The 18,147-nt window shown below is 72.2% G+C and carries 16 protein-coding genes and 1 pseudogene; 9 read left to right on the top strand and 8 right to left on the bottom strand.

Annotation, left to right across the window (positions count from 1 at the left end; translation table 11 throughout):
- The 3 genes and pseudogenes from ASF18_RS23570 to ASF18_RS07125 all read left to right on the top strand — a co-directional run.
- Positions 1-1,535, top strand: a pseudogene (locus tag ASF18_RS23570) (hypothetical protein); the annotation flags it as partial.
- Positions 1,536-1,670: 135 nt separating this feature from the next.
- Positions 1,671-3,281, top strand: a complete 1,611-nt coding sequence (locus ASF18_RS07120; protein WP_056350450.1) for a heme biosynthesis HemY N-terminal domain-containing protein — start codon at positions 1,671-1,673, stop codon at positions 3,279-3,281.
- A 151-nt stretch (positions 3,282-3,432) separates the two neighbouring features.
- Positions 3,433-4,557 carry a DUF2336 domain-containing protein gene (locus tag ASF18_RS07125; protein ID WP_056350453.1) on the top strand — a complete coding sequence of 375 codons (1,125 nt, stop codon included), beginning with the start codon at positions 3,433-3,435 and terminating at the stop codon, positions 4,555-4,557.
- Positions 4,558-4,589: 32 nt separating this feature from the next.
- Here ASF18_RS07125 and ASF18_RS07130 read toward each other — a convergent pair whose 3' ends face one another.
- The 3 genes from ASF18_RS07130 to ASF18_RS07140 all read right to left on the bottom strand — a co-directional run bounded on the left by ASF18_RS07130 (position 4,590) and on the right by ASF18_RS07140 (position 7,721).
- Positions 4,590-4,931: a DUF1491 family protein gene (locus tag ASF18_RS07130; protein WP_056350455.1), complete on the bottom strand. Its 342-nt coding sequence runs from the start codon at positions 4,929-4,931 to the stop codon at positions 4,590-4,592.
- 31 nt (positions 4,932-4,962) lie between these two features.
- Complete coding sequence (locus tag ASF18_RS07135; RefSeq protein WP_056350458.1) at positions 4,963-5,691, bottom strand: peptidoglycan-binding domain-containing protein; 729 nt, start codon at positions 5,689-5,691, stop codon at positions 4,963-4,965.
- Between the two features lie 89 nt (positions 5,692-5,780).
- Positions 5,781-7,721: an ATP-binding protein gene (locus ASF18_RS07140; protein WP_056350460.1), complete on the bottom strand. Its 1,941-nt coding sequence runs from the start codon at positions 7,719-7,721 to the stop codon at positions 5,781-5,783.
- A gap of 320 nt (positions 7,722-8,041) precedes the next feature.
- On the opposite strand from ASF18_RS07140, the gene ASF18_RS07145 reads away from it, so the two are divergent.
- From ASF18_RS07145 to ASF18_RS25040, 3 genes are read left to right on the top strand one after another with little or no spacing between them, the layout of a single operon-like run.
- The gene (locus ASF18_RS07145) at positions 8,042-8,356 is read left to right on the top strand and encodes a hypothetical protein (protein WP_056217016.1); all 315 of its coding nucleotides are present in this window, start codon (positions 8,042-8,044) and stop codon (positions 8,354-8,356) included.
- 39 nt (positions 8,357-8,395) lie between these two features.
- A complete protein-coding gene (gene cydB / locus ASF18_RS07150; protein WP_056217013.1) occupies positions 8,396-9,442 on the top strand; it encodes a cytochrome d ubiquinol oxidase subunit II in 1,047 nt (348 codons plus the stop codon).
- Positions 9,439-9,561: a hypothetical protein gene (locus ASF18_RS25040; RefSeq protein WP_274534737.1), complete on the top strand. Its 123-nt coding sequence runs from the start codon at positions 9,439-9,441 to the stop codon at positions 9,559-9,561. The genes cydB and ASF18_RS25040 overlap by 4 nt, the downstream gene beginning before the upstream one ends.
- A 46-nt stretch (positions 9,562-9,607) precedes the next feature.
- Here ASF18_RS25040 and dgcA read toward each other — a convergent pair whose 3' ends face one another.
- Together dgcA and dgcN are read right to left on the bottom strand one after the other, a co-directional pair.
- On the bottom strand, positions 9,608-10,594 hold the full coding sequence (gene dgcA / locus ASF18_RS07155) for an N-acetyl-D-Glu racemase DgcA (protein WP_056350463.1): 987 nt from the start codon (positions 10,592-10,594) through the stop codon (positions 9,608-9,610).
- Positions 10,591-11,622: an N-acetyltransferase DgcN gene (dgcN, locus tag ASF18_RS07160; RefSeq protein WP_056350594.1), complete on the bottom strand. Its 1,032-nt coding sequence runs from the start codon at positions 11,620-11,622 to the stop codon at positions 10,591-10,593. The genes dgcA and dgcN overlap by 4 nt, the downstream gene beginning before the upstream one ends.
- 185 nt (positions 11,623-11,807) lie before the next feature.
- Between dgcN and maiA the strand changes: the two genes are divergently transcribed.
- From maiA to ASF18_RS07175, 3 genes are all read left to right on the top strand, one after another.
- Positions 11,808-12,452, top strand: coding sequence for a maleylacetoacetate isomerase (gene maiA / locus ASF18_RS07165; RefSeq protein WP_056350465.1), 645 nt, complete (start codon positions 11,808-11,810; stop codon positions 12,450-12,452).
- A gap of 113 nt (positions 12,453-12,565) precedes the next feature.
- Positions 12,566-13,897 carry an NAD(P)/FAD-dependent oxidoreductase gene (locus ASF18_RS07170; protein ID WP_056350467.1) on the top strand — a complete coding sequence of 444 codons (1,332 nt, stop codon included), beginning with the start codon at positions 12,566-12,568 and terminating at the stop codon, positions 13,895-13,897.
- Positions 13,898-13,919: 22 nt separating this feature from the next.
- Complete coding sequence (locus tag ASF18_RS07175) at positions 13,920-14,252, top strand: hypothetical protein (RefSeq protein ID WP_056216991.1); 333 nt, start codon at positions 13,920-13,922, stop codon at positions 14,250-14,252.
- Between the two features lie 24 nt (positions 14,253-14,276).
- On the opposite strand, the gene ASF18_RS07180 is transcribed toward ASF18_RS07175, so the two are convergent.
- The 3 genes from ASF18_RS07180 to mraY form a co-directional block, all read right to left on the bottom strand.
- Positions 14,277-15,536 carry an O-antigen ligase family protein gene (locus ASF18_RS07180; RefSeq protein WP_056269814.1) on the bottom strand — a complete coding sequence of 420 codons (1,260 nt, stop codon included), beginning with the start codon at positions 15,534-15,536 and terminating at the stop codon, positions 14,277-14,279.
- A gap of 109 nt (positions 15,537-15,645) precedes the next feature.
- On the bottom strand, positions 15,646-17,007 hold the full coding sequence (gene murD / locus ASF18_RS07185) for a UDP-N-acetylmuramoyl-L-alanine--D-glutamate ligase (protein WP_056350468.1): 1,362 nt from the start codon (positions 17,005-17,007) through the stop codon (positions 15,646-15,648).
- A 5-nt stretch (positions 17,008-17,012) separates the two neighbouring features.
- Positions 17,013-18,098, bottom strand: a complete 1,086-nt coding sequence (mraY, locus tag ASF18_RS07190) for a phospho-N-acetylmuramoyl-pentapeptide-transferase (protein WP_056216982.1) — start codon at positions 18,096-18,098, stop codon at positions 17,013-17,015.
- Positions 18,099-18,147: the final 49 nt, after the last annotated feature.

The following is an 18,147-nucleotide window of genomic DNA, read 5'->3' on the forward strand; positions in this document are numbered from 1 at the left end:
CGGGAATGGCGAGCAAGCCGGCCGACGGCAAGACCTCTGATAGCAAGACGTCCGATTCCAAAACCGCTTCGGAGTCCCCGAAGGCGGGAGGTCCGACGACGCCCCGCATCACCCCGGCAGCCGCGGCTGCCCCGGCCGCTTCGTCCGGGGCCGGCTTCGGCTCCCTCGTCACCGCCGGCCTCCTCGGCGGCGTGGTGGGGGCCGGCCTCCTGTTCGGCGTCGCGCGCAGCGGCCTGATGGCCCCGGGCGAGGATGCCCGCATCACCGCCCTCGACCAGCGGATCGCCGCCCTCGCCCCGAAGGATGCGGTGGCCGGCCTGGACAAGCGGGTCGCCGCGAACGAGGCCGCCCTCAAGGCCGTTCCGGAGGCGGTGTCGACGGCGCGCCAGGCCCTCGAGAGGGCGAACGCGGCCCAGGGCGGTGCGCCGGCTCAGGCCGAGGGAGCGCCCGCTGCGGCGGCGGCCCCGGCCGCCGTGCCGGCCGATCTCGTCGCCCGCCTCGACGCCCTGGACCAGCGCGTCTCGGCGCTCCAGGAAGAACCGGGCCGCGACCAGGGCGGCGACGCCCGGATGGCGGTGACCCAATCCGCGGGACCGCAGCTCGCCGCGCTGGAACAGCGCCTGAAGGCCATCGAGGGCAAGGTCGAGTCCGCGCCGAAGCCCGCCGCGCAGCCCGATCTCGCCCCGAAGCTCGCCGCCCTCCAGGGCGACGTCGAGGCCAAGACCAAGGCCAATGCCGAGGCCGCCCAGGCGCTGAGCCAGAAGGTGGCCGCCCTGCAGCAGTCGCTGGAGGCTCGCGTCCAGGCCGCCACCGAGGCGGTCCAGGCCGCGACCCAGGCGAGCGAGAAGGTCGTCGACGCGAACAAGACCCAGGCGGCCGAGGCGGCCAAGGCGGTGGAGCGCCAGCTCCAGGCCCAGGCCGACAAGATCGCCGGTCTCGACAAGGCCGTCTCAGAGCGGGCCGAGACCGCGACCCTGCAGGCCGCCCTGCGCGTCGTGTCGGCCGACCGGATCGTCACCGCCCTCAACACCGGCGCCCCCTACGCGGATGCCCTCTCGGCCCTGCGCGGGCTGGAGCCGGGCGACCCGGCCCGCCTCACGGCGGTGGCGGCCTTCGCCGACAAGGGGGCCCCGACCGCCCGCTCGCTCGCGGCCGAGTTCCGCCCCGTCGCCGAGCGAATCGCGGCGAAGCGCCGGGCGGCCCAGACCAAGGCCGTGGCCGAGACCGGCGACATCGGGACCAAGCTGATGAGCATGGCCGAGTCGATCGTCCAGGTCCGGCGCGTCGAGACCCCGGCCGCCGGCGGCACCCCCGGCGCGGCGGCCCCCGACACCGCCCCGAAGGTGCAGGACGCCCTCGACCGCGGCGCGATCAAGGAGGCCGCCGAGGCCTTCGCGGCGCTGCCCGAGGCGGACCGGGCCGAGGCCGGCGATTTCGGGACCAAGCTGGCCTCGCGCGTCGCCGCCGCCGACGCGGCCCAGGGCCTGCTCGCCGACGCCTTCAAGGGCCTGCCCGCAACCGGCGCCTCCCGTTGAGCGCGCGGCCGCGCGCCCTGTCCTCCGGCGGGATGCGCGGCCACCCGGATTTCGCGCGGGAGCGCCCAACGCTCCCGCCCCCGACTCTCGGTGTCGCCGGACCGGCCGACGCCACTCCCAGGAGTTTCTGATCCCATGTGGCGCGCCCTCGCCTTCCTGGCCCTTCTCGCGGTTGCCGCCTATGGCGCGACCTGGGTCGCCGACCATCCCGGCACCGTCACCATCGTGTGGAACGGCTACGAGGTGGCCACCAGCCTCGCCATCGGGCTGATCGGCGTCCTGATCGCCGCCATCCTGATCGGCTTCATCTGGGCAATCGTGCGGGGCTTCATCACCTTGCCGGAGACGCTGGTGCGCGGCTCGCGCGACCGGCGCCGGGCCAAGGGCTTCTCGGCCCTGTCCCGCGGCATGGTCGCCGTCGGGTCGGGCGATCCCCTCGCCGCCCGCCGCCACGCCAACGACGCCGAGCGCCTGCTCGGCGCCGAGCCGCTGACGCTGCTGCTCAAGGCCCAGGCCGCCCAGATCTCCGGCGACCGCGAGGCCGCCGAGCAGGCCTTCCAGCGCATGGTCAACGACCCCGAGACCCGCGTGCTCGGCCTGCGCGGCCTGTTCGTCGAGGCCCGCCGCCGCGAGGACGACGCCTCCGCCCGCGCCTACGCCGCCGAAGCCGCCCGCCTGGCCCCCAGCGTCACCTGGGCCAACGAGGCCGTCCTGGAGGCGCAATGCGCCGACGGCGACTGGAGCGGGGCCAACGAGACCGTAGAGCGCCGTGCCTCCCTGGGCCTCATCGACAAGTCGACCGCCCGGCGCCAGCGCGCCGTCCTGCTCACCGCCGCCGCGCAGGAGCGCGAGGCCGGCGAACCGGAGGCCGCCACCGAGCGCGTGCTCAAGGCGGTCAAGCTCGCCCCCGACCTCGTCCCGGCCGCGGTGCTCGCCGCGCGCCTGATGGTGCGCCGGGGCGACCTGCGGAAGGGCGCCAAGATCATCGAGGCCGCCTGGCGCGCCGGGCCGCACCCGGACCTCGCCAAGACCTACCTGAACCTGCGCACCGGCGATTCCGTGCGCGACCGCATGGCCCGCGCCGAGACCCTGGCCAAGATCTCGTCCTGGCACCCGGAGGCCCGCCTCGCCATGGCGCAGGCGGCCTACGAGGCCCGCGAGTTCGGCCAGGCGCGCGAAGCCCTGGCGCCCCTCCTCGCCGACCGGCCCACGGTCCGCGCCTGCCTGACCATGGCCCGCATCGAGGAGGCCGAGCACGGCGCCGGTTCGGGCCGGACCCGCGAATGGCTCTCCCGCGCCGCGCACGCCCCGCGCGATCCGCTCTGGATCGCCGACGGCGTCGCGTCCGAGATCTGGGCACCCGTCTCGCCGGTGAGCGGCCGCCTGGACGCCTTCGTCTGGAAGACGCCGACCGAGCTGATCGCCGGCCCCGAGGCGCCGCACGACGAGGACGCAACGGCCCCCGAGGGCGTCCTCGCGGCCCCGATGCCGGCCGCTCCGCCGGTGGCCTCGCCGAAGGCGGATGGTGCGGCCGAACCCAAGCCCGCGACGGTGCTGTTCCCGTCCGCCGCCAAGGAGACGGCGCCGGTGGCCGCCGGGATGGCGGCCGCGGCCGCACACCCCGCGTCGGGTTCCACCCCGGTCGGCCCGTCCCCGGCCTCGGGTCCGCTCTCCGCCAAGTCGCCGACCCCGGTGGTGTTTCCCCCGCCGAAGGCCGGCGACACCCAGCCCCGCCGCGCCGGCTGACGGCGACCCCGGTCGCCGAGCCCGGTCGCGCCGCCGGGCTCGGGGCCAGCATGGCGCATGCAGGGACGGTCCCAAGCGACCGTCCTTAAAGGTCGGTTCACGCAATTCCGCTAATCCTCTCGATCAGCGAGTTCTGCGTAACCGAAGTGCCATGTCCCCATCTTTCGACGATGCGCCGGACCTCTCCGGCCTGATCGAGTTGTCGCGTCTCGACAGCCTCGATCTGAAACCCGTCATCCTTCGGGTGCAGACGGATCACTTTCTCTCGGCTACGGTCCGGGACCGGAAGACCGTGGCGGCCTTCGCCTCCCTGGCCGGAGGACTGATCCCGATCGTCGACGCCGAGACCGCCGAGATCGTCGCCCGCAAGCTCGCGCCCTTTCCCGACACGCCGCCCGCCCTCCTCGCCGCCCTGGTGGAGCGTGGCGGCGGCGCCCGGGACGCCGTCCTCGCCCAGGCTCCCATCCTCACGCAGGCGATGATCCAGGCCGCCCTCGCCGAGGACGCCGATCTCGGCCCCGCCATCGCCAGCCGGCACGATCTCAGCCGCGCCACAATCCTGGACCTGATCGGCCGCGAGAATCCCGGCATCGACCGGGCGCTGGCCGCCAATCCGGCCGCCACCCTTCAGGGCGAGTTGCTGGCCCGCCTCGTCGCCCGCGCGCGCAAGCAGCCGGACCTCGGTCGGACGCTCCTCGCCCGCCACGACCTCGCCCATGCCGACGTGGCGCCGCTGTTCCTGCTGGCGGACGAGACCCGCCGCGAGGCGATCGGCCACGCGATGATGGCGACGGCGGCCCTGCGGCCGAATCCGCCGGCACCGCGCGAGGCCGGCGCCGTGCTCACCGGCTTCTCCGCCCGAGGCGACGTGGCCGGGTTCGTGGCCGCCCTTACCGAGATGCTGGGCCTGCCCAAGGGCTTCCTCGCCACAACCCCCGATCCCTCGCTGCGCTACGAGCTGCTGACGGTCGCCCTGCGCGCCGCCGGCCTGCACGAGGAGGAGGCGGTCTACATCTACCTCACCCTGAACGAGACCGTGGCGCAGTCGGTCGACCGCGTGTTCAGCCTGGTCAAGCTGTTCCGGACCCTCCCGCGGGTCGCCGCGCGCGACCTCCTGGCCGCGATCCTGGCCTGGACCCCGCCGGAGCGGGCCTCGCAGGCGGGTCACCAGCCCTACCATGCCCCGGACGCCCAGCGCCCCCGGGCGCAGGCCACGGCCAGCGAGCGCCCGCCCCTGCGCACGCCCCTGCCCAGCCGGCAGCGCCAGGCGACCTGATCCGGCCCCGCGAAGCCCGCGCGGGACGCCGCCTATTCGGCGAGATCGAGGCGGTGGCGTCCGGCGCGATCGTCGATCTCGACGATCCAGAGATCGTCGTCGAAGCGCAGCTCTTTGCCGAGGCGCACCTCTACGTCGGCGGGCGGGGCCTCGCTGAGCAGGGCCACGAAGCGGCGGTCGCCGTGGGACTCGGTGTCCACGAGGGATTGCGGGGCCGGGCCGTAGAGATCGGCCCGGCCGTCGAGGCGATCCACCTTCACGAAGATCGCCCCCGCCTCGGGGGAGCCGCGGCGGCGCTGCACCGCGGCGATGCCCTCGATGTCGAGGCGGCGAAGATGGGCGGAAACCCAGAAATCCGAGCGCAGGCGTGCCATGTGCCGGTCTATAGCACGCCGCCCCGCCGGATCAGCCCCGGGCGGCGCCCGCCCAGGTGGCGAGTTCGCGGAAGGTCCGCGGTGAGGGCTCGCCCTTCACCGGAAGCTTGCGGTCCCGCTCGAATTTCTCGATCGCCGCCCGGGTGCTGGCGCCCATCAGGCCGTCGGCCTTCAGCGGCCCGTAGCCGAGCTTGACCAGGGCGCGCTGGGCCTGGGCGATGGAGAGGCCCCCGAGGGTCGCCACCGAGGCGGTGGTCTCCGCCCCCGCCGGCTCGCCGGCCCGGATGATCTCGCCGATGCCGTCCCGCGGCGCGCGCGCCGCCTCGGCCCGGGACGGCTCCGCCTTCGAGGACTCGGGCTTGCTGGACACCTCGGGCTTGCCGGACGGGTCGGATTTGCCCGCCTCCGTCTTCGCGACCACGGGGGCCGCGGGCTTCGGGGCCTCGGCCGCCCGGGCGAGGGCCGGCTTGGCCGGGAGCTTGGGGAAGATCGGCGCGGGATGGCGGCCCATCTGGTAGCCGAGCGCGTTCAGGCAGATCATCGACACGGCGCCGAGGACGACGGCAACCCCGAGGGCCTCGCCGGGATGGCGCAGGACCGCGCGGCCCGCACCTCCCGCCAGCGCCCCGAACCCCGCCAAGCCGCCGAGCCCGGCGAAGCGGCCGGGGGCCGGCCGTCGCCGGGCAGCGGGCCGGGCCTCGCGGCCACGGGACGGAACGACGATCTCTCGCTGGTCGCGGCGTGCTTGCGGCTCGCGCATTCGATCTCCTCAGGGCTGATCGCAACGGTGTCCGGGCCCCGCGCGAAGCGGGGTCCGGACGATCCGGTGCCGGTAGGATCGCGGCGCACTCATCCGGCGCGCCGCAGGGGAACGTAGCTCTCGCGCACCGTCTCGGGGCTCGATTCGAACAGGCCCATGGGCCGGCGCATCGGCACGGGACCGTCGTTCACGGCACCGACGAGGCTGCCGCCCGAGACCGACGGGCGCAGGCGGGTGCGGATCGGGGCCGCCGGGACGGCGCCGGTGCCGACCCGGCAGGCGCGGGGCAGGGTGACGATGATCGTGGTGCCCTCGCTCCGGGTGCTCTCGATGGTGATGGCCCCCCCGTGCAGGCCGACGAGGCCCTGCACCACCGAGAGGCCGAGGCCGGTGCCCTCGTGGGTGCGCTCGTAGCCGCCGGCGCACTGGTAGAACGGGCTGCCGACGCGGGGCAGGTCGGCCTCGCTGATGCCGATGCCGGTATCGGCGACGATGAGGTCGAGGTGCTTGGCCGAACCGCGCAGGCCGACTTCCACCCGCCCGCCCCGCGGGGTGAACTTCACCGCGTTCGACAGGAGGTTGATGACCATCTGGCGGCAGGCGCGCAGGTCGGCGGTGATCTCCACCGGAGCGACGCTCGCGTCGCGCACCAGGGCGATGCCGGCCTGGTCGAACTTGAGCTGCATCAGGTTGCAGCAGGTCTGGATCAGGGCCGAGAGGTCGAAGGGCTCCGGGGCGTAGTCGAAATGGCCGCTCTGGATCCGCGACATGTCGAGGAGCGTGTTGACGACTTCCAGCAGGTGCTGGCCGGAATTCCGGATAATGCCGGCATATTCCCGGGTGCGCTCCGGATCGGTCGCCATCCCGCCCTCCCCCGAGAGCACCTCGGAGAAGCCGATGATGGCGTTGAGCGGCGTGCGCAGCTCGTGGCTGACATTGGCCAGGAAGCGGCTCTTGACCTCGTCCGCCCGCTCGGCTTCGGCGCGGGCCTGCTCCAGCTCCTCGGCATGGCGGCGGTGCTCGGTGACGTCGCGGGTCACCGCGACGACGCTGGATCGCGGGCGGCCGGGCGAGCCCGTCTCCGCCGTCTGGGCGTCGATCCGGTGAATGCGCATCTCGGCGAAGATCACCTGCGGCGCGGTCTCGGCGCGGGCCGCGGCGCTGTCGAGGTGCAGGCGGAACTGGACCCGGGCCGGGCGGCCATGGGCGGCGACGTCGCTCAGCGCCTGCAGCAGCAGGGGGCGGTCGCCCACATGGACGCGCTCCAGCAGGCCGTGGCCGTGCAGGGAGGCCGGTTCGGCCCCGAGGAAGCGGGTGGCCGAGGCGCTGGCCTCAAGGACGCGGCCGTTGGGGTCGTGCCAGGTCACGAGGTCGTCGATGGCCGAGAGCAGCATGCGGTCGCGGCGCTCGTTGTCGCGCAGGCGGGCGAGCCAGCGGCCCTCGTGGCGGAAATGTTCGAGGGCCTGGGCCGCGATGTGCCCGATCGCCGTGATGGCGAAGACCGGCATCGCCAGGGCGCGCGACCACTCGGGCAGCGGGGTGCCCTCGGCGAGGGGCGGCAGCAGGGCCACCGCGAGGGCTCCCAGGGCCGCGATGATGGCGGCGGCCAGGGTGGCGCGCCGCGAGCCAGAGACCACGGCTTCGAGGGGGATCGCCACCAGCCAGATCGCGGCGGCGGAATTGGCGCCCCCCGTCATCATGGCGAGGCAGACCACCACGCCGGTCAGGCCCGCCGAGGAGATGGCGTGGGCGAGCCAGAGGATGCCGGTGCGGGACAGGAGGACGGCGGCGAAGACCGGCAGCATCAGGCTGGCGATGGCCAGGGCCTCGACGCCGGTGGGCACGCCGCGCAGCACGAGGTAGGGCGGCAGGCCCAGCATCATCATCAGGCCGGTGGCAAGGCGGGAGACCAGGAAGCGCTCGTGCCGGAAGCGCACGCCGCCATCCTCTTTCACCGACTCATGGACGAGCCCCGCGAGGCGGACATCGATGAGGGAAGCCAGGGCACCGTAGATACGCAATACCGACACGCACAGCGCGGACAGGGCCCGACGGCCATCCCCGACGCCCCTTGGCTCGACGAAAACTCGACTGAGGGCAACTTCGCAGAGCCGACTTAAGCGAGTCTTGCGCTAGACAGTCCGATTGTCTCCGCATGCTTTCCGGGACGTAACCATGACCGGTCCCTCCGAAAGACCTTTTCGGGCCACGACACGAAAAAGCCTCGAGGACATCGGGATAAGCTTGTGTTCACCATTCCGGCGCTTTGCGGGCGGCGCGTCAGGGGGTCTTTACCGATCACGTCCGACGGTGTTCGCGCCCCGGCCGGGGCGCGTTCGGGACGAGACCCATGTCCTTCCTCATCCGTGCCGGTCTCGTGATCGGCGTCCTGTCCTGGCTGGCGCTTCAGCGCCAGGGCGAGCGCGCGCCCGCGCCACCGGCGGTGGCCGATGCGGCGGCGGCGGCCTGGGACGCGCTGCCCGCGCCCCTGCGCGACGCCGCCCTGCGCGAGGGCGCCGCGGAGATCGGGCGGCGGGCCTTCACGGCCTCGCCCGTCTCCCGCGACACCCTCTCGGACAGCGACAGAAAAGTCCCGTGGCGGGGCGCGCAAACCCACGCGGATCGCGCTACGCTGGCCCAACGCGGGGAACGCGGGCCCCCGTAAGGGGGTAGATGGTTCGCGACGCGGCGAGGGATCCAGCGGATGTTCGGCTACGGGATGGAATACGAGGGCGCCGCCTTCTGGCTGCCCGTGGTCTGGGCGGGCCTGCTGGCGCTCGCGGTGGCGATGTACGTCGTCATCGACGGCTTCGACCTCGGGGTCGGCATCCTGTTCACGGCGGCGCGGAAGGGCAATTGGCGCGACCGGATGATGCTCTCGGTCGCCCCGATCTGGGACGGCAACGAGACCTGGCTGGTGCTCGGCGGCGGGGGCCTGTTCGCGGTGTTCAGCGTCGCCTACGCCATCCTCCTGCCGGCGCTCTACATTCCGATCATCCTGATGCTGATCGCCCTGATCTTCCGCGGCGTCGCCTTCGAATTCCGCTTCAAGGCGGACCGCTCGCAGTTCATCTGGGACAACGCCTTCCACTACGGTTCGCTGCTGGCGACCTTCGCGCAGGGCATGGTGCTCGGTGCCTTCGTCCAGGGCTTCAAGGTCGAGGGCCGCGGCTTCGCCGGCGGCACCTTGGACTGGCTCACCCCCTTCAGCGTGCTCACCGGCATCGGCCTCGTCTGCGGCTATGGCCTCCTCGGCGCGACCTGGTGCGTGATGAAGACCTCGGGCGAGCTCGAGATCTGGGCCCGGCGCAAGAGCCTGCAGTTCCTGGCCGCCACCATCGTGTCGATGGCGGTGGTGAGCGCCTGGGTGCCGTTCCTCGGCCTCGACATCCAGTGGCGCTGGATCTCCTGGCCGAACATCCTCTACGTGGCGCCCGTTCCGGTGGTGACGGCCCTGGTGGCCTGGGGCATCTTCCAGGGCATCCGCGACGGCCGCCACGTGGCGCCGTTCCTCCTCACCATCGCGCTGTTCCTGCTCGGCTTCCTCGGCCTTGCCATCAGCCTGTTCCCCTACATCGTGCCGCCGCACTACACGATCTGGCAGGCGGCCAACGCGGTCAGCGCCCTGCAATTCGCCCTCGTCGGCTACGCCGTGGTGATGCCGCTGACCCTGGCCTATACCGGCTACGCCTACTGGGTCTTCCGCGGGAAGGTGGCGGAGGACATCGCATCCGGGGGCTACGGGCATTGAGCGGACGATCCTCCGGGGCCAAGGGCCGCCGGCTCCTCTGGTTCGTCGCCTTCTACGCCGCCAGCCTCGTGACCTTCACGGCGCTGGTCTATCTCCTGCGCGCCGTCGTGAAGGGGTGATCGGCCCGCCGAGTGCGCGGGCCGTTCGCGGGGAGACGCGCCGCCTTCACCCCCACAGGTCTGGTTCGGGCGGATGGATCAGGCTGCCCTCGAAGCGCAGGCCCGGTTCCCGGTCCCGGGCCAGGAGCAGCGGACCGTCGAGGTCGACGTAGTCCGCGTGGTGGGCGAGCAGCATGGCGGGCGCCATGGCCAGGGAGGTGCCGACCATGCAGCCGATCATCAGCGAGAAGCCCCGCGCCCGCGCCTCGTGGGCCAGCATCACCGCCTCGGTGAGGCCGCCGGCCTTGTCGAGCTTGATGTTGATGGCATCGTAGCGCTGGCTGAGGGCGTCGAGGCCGGCCCGGTCGTGCAGGCTCTCGTCGGCGCAGATCGGGATCGGCCGGGCGATCTCGGCGAGGAGCGCGTCCTCGCCGGCGGGCAGCGGCTGCTCGATCAGGCCGACGCCCGCCGCGACGCAGGCCGCGAGGTTGGCCTCGATCGTCTCGGGGCGCCACGCCTCGTTGGCATCGACGATGAGGCGCGCATCCGGTGCGCCGCGCCGCACGGCGGCGATGCGCTCCGGGTCGCCGACGCCGCCGAGCTTCACCTTGAGCAGGGGCCGGTGCGCGGCCTGGCGGGCCGCCGCCTCCATGCTCTCCGGGTCCCCGAGGCTCAGGGTGTAGGCGGTGGTGGCGACCTGCGGTGCCGACAGGCCGGCGATCGCGAAGGCGGGGCGCCCGAGCTGCTTGGCCTCCAGGTCGAACAGGGCGCAATCGAGGGCGTTGCGGGCGGCCCCCGGCTTCATGCCGACCTGCAGGTCCGCCCGGGTCGCCCCCATGGCGATCGCCTCGGCGTGGTCCCGGATCAGCGCGACGACGCTCTCTACGGTCTCGCCGTAGCGGGCATAGGGCACGCACTCGCCGCGGCCGGCCCGGCCCTCCCCGTCGGAGACGGTGGCGACCACGACCACCGCCTCGGTGCGGCTGCCCCGCGCGATGGTGAAGGCCCCGGCGATCGGGAACGACTCGACCGCGACGTCGAGGTGCCGGGTCACGCGCTCGCCCCCGTGGCGGCGGGGGGAAACTCGGACACGATCCGGTCGACGATGGCCTCGACGCCGAAGCGGACCGGGTCGGTGGCCGGCAGGTCGTGGTCCCGGGCGAGGTCGGCGAGCAGCGTGCGGGCCGCCCCCTCCGCCAGGTCCTGCGTGTTGACGGCGATGCCCACCGGACGGATGTCCGGGTTGGTCAGACGGCCGAGCTGGACGGTGAGATCGATGACCTGCCGGATCGTCGGAAGCGCGTGCTCGACGCCGCGCATCGTCGTGCGGGTCGGCTCGTGGCAGACCACGAAGGCATCGGCCTGCGCCCCGTGCAGCAGCCCGAGGCTCACGCCGGCGAAGGAGGGGTGGAAAAGCGAGCCCTGCCCTTCGAGCAGGTCCCAGTGGTCCGGCGCGGCGGCGGGGGCGATCCACTCGACGGCGCCGGAGATGAAGTCGGCCACCACCGCATCGATGGCGACGCCGCGCCCCGAGATGAAGACGCCGGTCTGGCCGGTGGCGCGGAAATCCGCGTCGAGGCCGCGCTCGCGCATGCCGCGCTCCAGGGCGAGCACGGTGTACTTCTTGCCCACCGAGCAGTCGGTGCCGACGCTGAGCAGGCGTCGGCCGGGCCGCTTGGTGCCCTTGCCGGTGGCGAAGGTCTCGGAGGTGTGGCGCACGTCGTGCAGCTGCCGCCCGTGGCGCTCGGCGGCCTCGGCGATGGCCGGCACCGCCCCGAGACGGGCATGCAGCCCGCTGGCGATGTCGAGCCCGGCCTCCAGGGCCGCCACCACCTCGGCGACCCAGTGCTCGGGGAGGACGCCGCCCGCATTGGCCACGCCGATCACCATCGTGCGGCAGCCCTTCGCCACGGCCTCGACCAGGGTGAGGTCCGGGATCCCGAGGTCGGCGGCGCAGCCGGGCAGGCGCAGCTGGCCGACGCACCATTCGGGACGCCAGTCCTTGATGCCGTAGGCGGTCTTGGCGGCCAAGCGATCGGGCACGTCGCCGAGGAACATCAGGTAGGGCGTTTCGATCTGCATCGCGTCACTCATCGGCCGAGGATGGACACCTCGCCTTCTCCTATGCGCGAGGATCACGGCGCTGCCAAATCGTGCCCGCGATGGCCATTCGCCGGCAGAACGGGCTTGCGGGCGGACGCGATGTCGGGTGTGGTCCGGGGCGATAAGAGACGGATAAGATTCCGCCAAGAGGAAACGTTGCGCGCATGAAGATGTACGGTAATTGGCGCTCGGCCGCGGCGTTCCGGGTCCGGGTCGCCCTCAACCTCAAGGGCATCGCCTACGAGGAGGTCTTCCTGGACCTCGATGCCGGCGAGCAGTTCAAGCCGGACTTCCTGGCGATCAATCCGCAGGGGGCGGTGCCGGCGCTCTTCGACGGCGACGGGCCGTCGCTGATCCAGTCGCTCGCCATCCTCGACTATCTCGAAGACATCCATCCGGCCACCCCGCTGCTGCCGGGCGAGCCCCGCGCGCGGGCCCGCGCCCGTTCCCTGGCCCAGGTGGTCGCCTGCGACACCCATCCGCTCTACGTGCCGCGGGTGCGCAACTTCCTGATGGAACGCTACGACCTGCCGCGCGAGCGCATGCTCGACTTCGTGCGCCACTGGATGGCGACCGGCCTGAAGACCCTGGAGACGCGCCTCACCCAGGAGCCCGGGACCGGGCGCTACGCGCAGGGCGACGCGGTGAGCCACGCCGATCTCTGCCTCGTCAGCCTCTGGGTCGGCACCGGCATCTTCGGCGTCGACACGGGCCCCTTCCCGACGGTCCGCCGGATCGCCGAGGATTGCCTCGCCCAGGACGCCTTCGCCCGGGCCCATCCCCTGCGCCAGCCGGGCGCGCCGGCGTGACGGGAATGGCGGTCCACCGGCAATCCTTCTAAGCTGAACCCCTGGATGACGATGCGTCGCTCGCCGTGGGGGCACGCATCCGTACAATCGCGGCACACGAGGACCTGAGCGACATGGTACCGGGCGAAACCGAGGACAATCTGCATCGCATCGTGGTCGTCGGCGGCGGCGCGGCGGGCCTGCAGCTCGCCACGAAGCTGGGCGACAAGCTCGGTCGCACGCACAAGGCGCACGTCACCCTGGTCGACCGGGCGCGGACCCACATCTGGAAGCCGCTGCTGCACGAGGTCGCCGCCGGCAGCCTCGATGTCGGCCACCACGCGGTCGATTACCTCCACCATGCCCACCGGCATCATTTCCGCTACCGGATCGGCGAGATGACCGGCCTCGACCGGTCCAAGCGGGTGATTCACCTCGCGGCCAGCCACGACACCGAGGGCCGCGAGGTCACGCCGATCCGCGAGATCCCCTACGACACGCTGGTGATGGCGGTGGGCTCGACCACCAACGATTTCGGCACGCCCGGCGTGCAGGAGAACGCCATCGCCCTCGACACCCAGAGCCAGGCGGTGCGCTTCCACCAGCGCCTGGTGAACGGGATGCTGCGGGCCCACACCCAGCCGGGTCCGGTGCGGCCGGGCCAGCTCCACGTCACCGTGATCGGGGCCGGCGCCACCGGCACCGAGCTCGCCGCCGAACTCCACCGCACCACCCGCCACGTGGCGGCCACCGGCCTCGACCGCATCGACCCGGCCAAGGACCTGAAGATCACCCTGGTGGAGGCCGCGAGCCGCATCCTGCCGGCGGTGCCGGAGCGGATGTCCCGCGACGTCATGGAGCTCCTCGCCAAGATCGGCGTCGAGGTCCGCACCGGCGCCCGCGTCACCGAGGTCCGGCCCGACGGGGTCCAGCTCGCCGATGGCGGCTTCATCCCCTCCGAACTGGTGGTCTGGGCCGCCGGCGTGAAGGCGCCGCCGTTCCTGCACGAGATCGGCGGCCTCGAGACCACGCGCAACAACCAGCTCGTGGTGACCCCGACCCTGCAGACCACCCGCGACCCGGACATCTTCGCGATGGGCGACTGCGCCTATCTCGTGGAGAAGGGCTCGGATACCCCGATCCCGCCCCGGGCGCAGGCGGCCCACCAGCAGGCCTCGCACCTCATCAAGATCATCCCCGACAAGATGGCCGGCAAGCCGCTGAAAGCCTTCAGGTACCGCGACTTCGGCTCGCTGGTCTCGCTGGGCGAATACTCGACGGTCGGCAGCCTGATGGGGTTCATCAAGGGCAAGAACATGTTCATCGCCGGGCTGTTCGCGCGGATGATGTACCGCTCGCTGTACAAGATGCACGAGCAGGCCCTGCACGGCACCGTGAAGACGACCCTGGACGCGGTCGCCCGGGCGCTGACCCGGCGCACCGAGTCGCGCGTGAAGCTGCACTGAGCACAACCGGAACCCGATCGGCATGTTTCTCGACATCGTGAAAGCGGTCCAGCAGCGCAATCCGGCGCTCGGCTCCTACGTCCTCGTGCTGCGCGGCGACGCGCGGGCGCGCGACCCGGCCGATCCGAGCCGGCTCTCCCCGGAGGCCGAAGCCTGGCTCGCCGAGCACGCGCCGGGCGCCCGGTTCTCCGAGGAGAAGGTGCTGCTGGCGCCCTATCCCGGCGCGATGCCGGCCGACCGGGCGGTCACCGTCCTGGCCTTCGCGGATGCCCGCCACCTCGCGGCCTTCGCCACGGCCTGGACGGCCGATCCGGAACCGGAGGAGCCCGAGGCATCGGAGCCCGCGGGGGGCTGAGCCCCCCGCCCGCGCCCAGCCGCGTCAGCCCCGCGCCCCGCCCGCGCGCCAGCGCAGGCGGGCGGCTTCCAGGCCCCAGATCATGCCCAGCATCATGTAGACGTGGCGCCACTTCTCGATGTCGATCTGGAGAGCCTGCAGGAAGAACATCAGCAGGGCCGGCCAGACGATCTGGGCGTGGCGGCGATAGGGCGTGTCGTGGCGCATCAGCCGGAAGCCGACCACGCTCGTCGTCAGCACGAGGCCGACGAAGGCGACGCCGGCGAGCCAGCCGCCATTGGCGAAGCTGCCGATATAGGTGTTGTGCGGCTCCAGGGCGAAGATCAGCCGCCAGCGCAGGGGACCCATGCCGAGCGGCTCGTCCACCAGCATGTTGAGGCCGCGCAGCTGGTTGCCGAAGCGCCCGGTCTCGCCGGTGTCGTAGTCCTGCGTGACCGCGGCGCGCTGGGAGAACATCTCCGCGGTGTCGCCGATCGAGAGCAGGCCGACGATGGCGACCGTGGTGGCAACGAGGGCCAGCACCGTCAGGGTGACGATGCGGCGGCGCAGGCGCGCCGAGGGGGTGGTGGTGTAGACGCTGCCGACCATCACGGCGACGGCGATGAGCGAGCCCGCCCAGGAACCGCGCGAGAACGACAGGAAGATGCCCGCCACGATCACCATGAGGATCGCCGACGAGAGGACCGGGCGCCGGCTGGTACCGAGGAGGAGGCCGTGCATCAGGTAGAGGGCGCCCAGGGTGAGGAACGAACCGAAGACATTCGGATCCTGGAAGGTGCCCGAGGCGCGGCCGTACTTGTAGAACAGGTCCTCGGTCGGGATGTATCCGAAGTAGCCGACGATGCCGAAGGCGCTGGACAACAGGCAGCTCGCCACGAAGGTCTTGAGCGCCAGCTCCATCCGCGCCTGCGTGTCGTCGGAGAACAGCATCGCGAAGAACACGCCCGTGATGGCGAGGTAGGCGAGCTGGATCGTCCAGGTGACCGACAGGGGCTGGTCGACATAGGGCATCAGCGCCACCGTGATCGCGCCGACATAGAGGATCAGCAGCCCGAGCAGCGGCACCATGCCCAGGTGCAGGCGCAGGCCGAGGCAGAGCCAGAGCACGATGGTGGGAATCGCCACCACGTCGTAGGGCGAGGTGTCCGAGAAGGCGAAGCAGGCGAAGAAGATGAAGGCGACGAGGAGCAGCGTCGCCAGGCGTCGGAGCACCTGCAGGACGGGGATGTGGGCCCAGGCTCCCGCCTGCCAGCGCGACGCGCCGGGTGCCATCGTGGACGCCATGCACTCAACCCATCCCCGCGCCGCCGACAGGGCGGGACCGCGCTACACCCGCAGGATGGGACGCCAGAATGATTGAGAATTTGGATCGCGATTCCGCGCCCGGCCGGCCTCAGGGCAGCGCGCGCACCAGATTCCGGAACTGATCCCCACGATCCTCGAAACTCCGGAACTGGTCGTAGGAGGCGCAGGCCGGCGAGAGCAGCACCACGGGCTCGGCCGCCTCCGACGCGGCGGCGGCCTCGGCCGCCCGGGCGGTGGCGACCGCGAGGGTGCCGCAGGCCGAATAGGGCACCCGGCCCTCCAGGGTGGCGGCGAAGGCGTCGCTCGCTGCGCCGATCAGGTAGGCGTGGGCGACGCGATCGAAGAGGGGCGCCAGGGGGGCGATGCCGCCCTCCTTGGCCTTGCCGCCGAGGATCCAGTGAACGTCGCGGAAGGCGGTGAGCGCCTTCTCGGTGGAATCGGCGTTGGTGGCCTTCGAGTCGTTGACGAAGAGCACGCGTCCGCGCCGGCCGACGGCTTCCATCCGGTGCGGCAGGCCGGGGAAGCTGCGCAGGCCGGCGACGAGTTCGGCGTCATCGATCCCGAGGGCGCGGACGCAGGCCGCGGCCACCGCCGCGTTCTGCCAGTTGTGCGCCCCGCGCAGCGACCCGATCCCGCCGAGATCGGCGAGGGGCGTGCCATCGGCGTCGAACACCGTCCCGTCGCGGGCGGACAGGCCGTCGAAGCCTGCCTCGGGCGTTCCCACGTGGATGCGCACGAGGGGACCGACGCGGTCGTCGGCGATGGCGCGGCTGAGGTCGTCGTCGACGCCGACGATGGCGCATTCCGCGCCCGCCACCAGCCGCGCCTTGATGGCGGCGTAGGCGTCCAGCGTGCCGTGGCGGTCGAGGTGGTCCGGCGTGATGTTGAGGAGGATGCCGAGGCTCGGGTCGAGGCTCGGCGTCAGGTCGATCTGGAACGACGACAGTTCGATCACGTGGATGCGGTCCGGCGCCGGCGGCGCCAGCGACAGGATCGCGGTGCCGATGTTGCCGCCCATCTGCACGTCGCGCCCGGCGGAGGCGAGGATGTGGGCGATCAGCGCCGTGGTGGTCGACTTGCCGTTGGTGCCCGTGATGGCGACGAAGGGCGCGCCCGGTGCGCGCGCCCGGCGCTCCTGGCAGAACAGCTCGATGTCGCCGATCACCGGGATGCCGGCCGCGCCGGCCTTCTCCACCGTCCAGTGCGGCGCCGGGTGGGTCAGGGGCACGCCGGGGGCGAGGATGAGGGCCGAGAAGCCGCTCCAGTCCGCCTCGTTCAGGTCGAAGACGGTGATGCCCTGGTCGCGGGCGCGGCCCGTGCTCTCCGGGGAATCGTCCCAGGCCAGCACGTCGGCGCCCCCGGCGATCAGCGCCCGGACGGTGGCGAGGCCGGAGCCGCCGAGGCCGAACAGGGCGACCTTCTGGCCGGCGAAGGTGGTGACGGGCGTCATGCGGATCAGCGCAGCTTCAGGGTGGCGAGGCCGGCCAAGGCCAGGATCACGGCGATGATCCAGAAGCGGATCACGACCTGCGGCTCCTTCCAGCCCTTCTGCTCGAAATGGTGGTGGATCGGCGCCATGCGGAAGACCCGCTTGCCCGTCAGCTTGAACGACGCGACCTGGATGATGACCGACATCATCTCCAGCACGAACAGGCCGCCCACGATGGCCAGGACGATCTCGTGCTTGGTCGCCACCGCGATGGTGCCGAGGAGACCGCCCAGCGCCAGGGACCCGGTATCGCCCATGAAGACCTGGGCGGGGGGCGCGTTGAACCAGAGGAAGCCCAGCCCCGCCCCGATCACCGCGCCGCAGACCACCGCGAGCTCGCCGGTGTCGCGGACGTAGTTCACCTGGAGGTAGCCCGCCGTGAAGACGTTGCCGACGAGGTAGGCGATGACGCCGAAGGTGCCGCAGGCGATCATCACCGGCACGATGGCGAGGCCGTCGAGGCCGTCGGTCATGTTCACCGAATTGCCGGCCCCGACGATCACGAAGGCGGCGAACAGCACGTAGAACCAGCCGAGGTTCAGGAGCGCGTCCTTGAAGATCGGGAAGGCGAGCTGGTTCTGCAGGGTCGGAGGCGAGTAGACCGCGATCAGCACGCAGGCCGCGATGGCGATGCAGGCTTCCAGCAGCAGGCGGAACTTGCCCGAGAAGCCCTTGTGCGACTGCTTCGTCACCTTGAGGTAGTCGTCGTAGAAGCCGATCGCGCCGAAGCCCAGCGTCACCGCCAGGGTGACCCAGACGTAGTGGTTGCGCGGGTTGGCCCAGAGCAGGATCGCCACCACGCAGCCGGCCAGGATCATCAGGCCGCCCATGGTCGGGGTGCCCCGCTTCGTCAGCAGGTGCGACTGGGGGCCGTCCTCACGGATCGGCTGGCCCTTGCCCTGGCGCAGGCGCAGCGAGGAGATGATCAGCGGCCCGAACCAGAACACGAACAGGCCTGCCGTGAACAGCGCGCCGCCGGTGCGGAAGGTGATGTAGCGGAAGACGTTGAGGGCGGAGACGGTGCCGCTCAAGTCCGACAGGAGATACAGCATCCAGCACCCGGCCGTGGTTCGATTCGGAATCGGCCGGAGACCGGGGGCG

Source organism: Methylobacterium sp. Leaf89, from assembly GCF_001422215.1.
Taxonomy (GTDB): domain Bacteria; phylum Pseudomonadota; class Alphaproteobacteria; order Rhizobiales; family Beijerinckiaceae; genus Methylobacterium.

Bases quoted from the DNA above. Each gene is read 5' to 3' on its own strand.
- maiA (WP_056350465.1), top strand. From the start codon at position 11,808: ATGAAGATGTACGGTAATTGGCGCTCGGCCGCGGCGTTCCGGGTCCGG.
- ASF18_RS07170 (WP_056350467.1), top strand. From the start codon at position 12,566: ATGGTACCGGGCGAAACCGAGGACAATCTGCATCGCATCGTGGTCGTC.
- ASF18_RS07130 (WP_056350455.1), bottom strand. From the start codon at position 4,931: ATGGCACGCCTGCGCTCGGATTTCTGGGTTTCCGCCCATCTTCGCCGC.
- ASF18_RS07120 (WP_056350450.1), top strand. From the start codon at position 1,671: ATGTGGCGCGCCCTCGCCTTCCTGGCCCTTCTCGCGGTTGCCGCCTAT.
- ASF18_RS07135 (WP_056350458.1), bottom strand. From the start codon at position 5,691: ATGCGCGAGCCGCAAGCACGCCGCGACCAGCGAGAGATCGTCGTTCCG.
- ASF18_RS07175 (WP_056216991.1), top strand. From the start codon at position 13,920: ATGTTTCTCGACATCGTGAAAGCGGTCCAGCAGCGCAATCCGGCGCTC.
- murD (WP_056350468.1), bottom strand. From the start codon at position 17,007: ATGACGCCCGTCACCACCTTCGCCGGCCAGAAGGTCGCCCTGTTCGGC.
- ASF18_RS07180 (WP_056269814.1), bottom strand. From the start codon at position 15,536: ATGGCGTCCACGATGGCACCCGGCGCGTCGCGCTGGCAGGCGGGAGCC.
- ASF18_RS07145 (WP_056217016.1), top strand. From the start codon at position 8,042: ATGTCCTTCCTCATCCGTGCCGGTCTCGTGATCGGCGTCCTGTCCTGG.
- dgcN (WP_056350594.1), bottom strand. From the start codon at position 11,622: ATGCAGATCGAAACGCCCTACCTGATGTTCCTCGGCGACGTGCCCGAT.
- cydB (WP_056217013.1), top strand. From the start codon at position 8,396: ATGTTCGGCTACGGGATGGAATACGAGGGCGCCGCCTTCTGGCTGCCC.
- mraY (WP_056216982.1), bottom strand. From the start codon at position 18,098: ATGCTGTATCTCCTGTCGGACTTGAGCGGCACCGTCTCCGCCCTCAAC.
- ASF18_RS07125 (WP_056350453.1), top strand. From the start codon at position 3,433: ATGTCCCCATCTTTCGACGATGCGCCGGACCTCTCCGGCCTGATCGAG.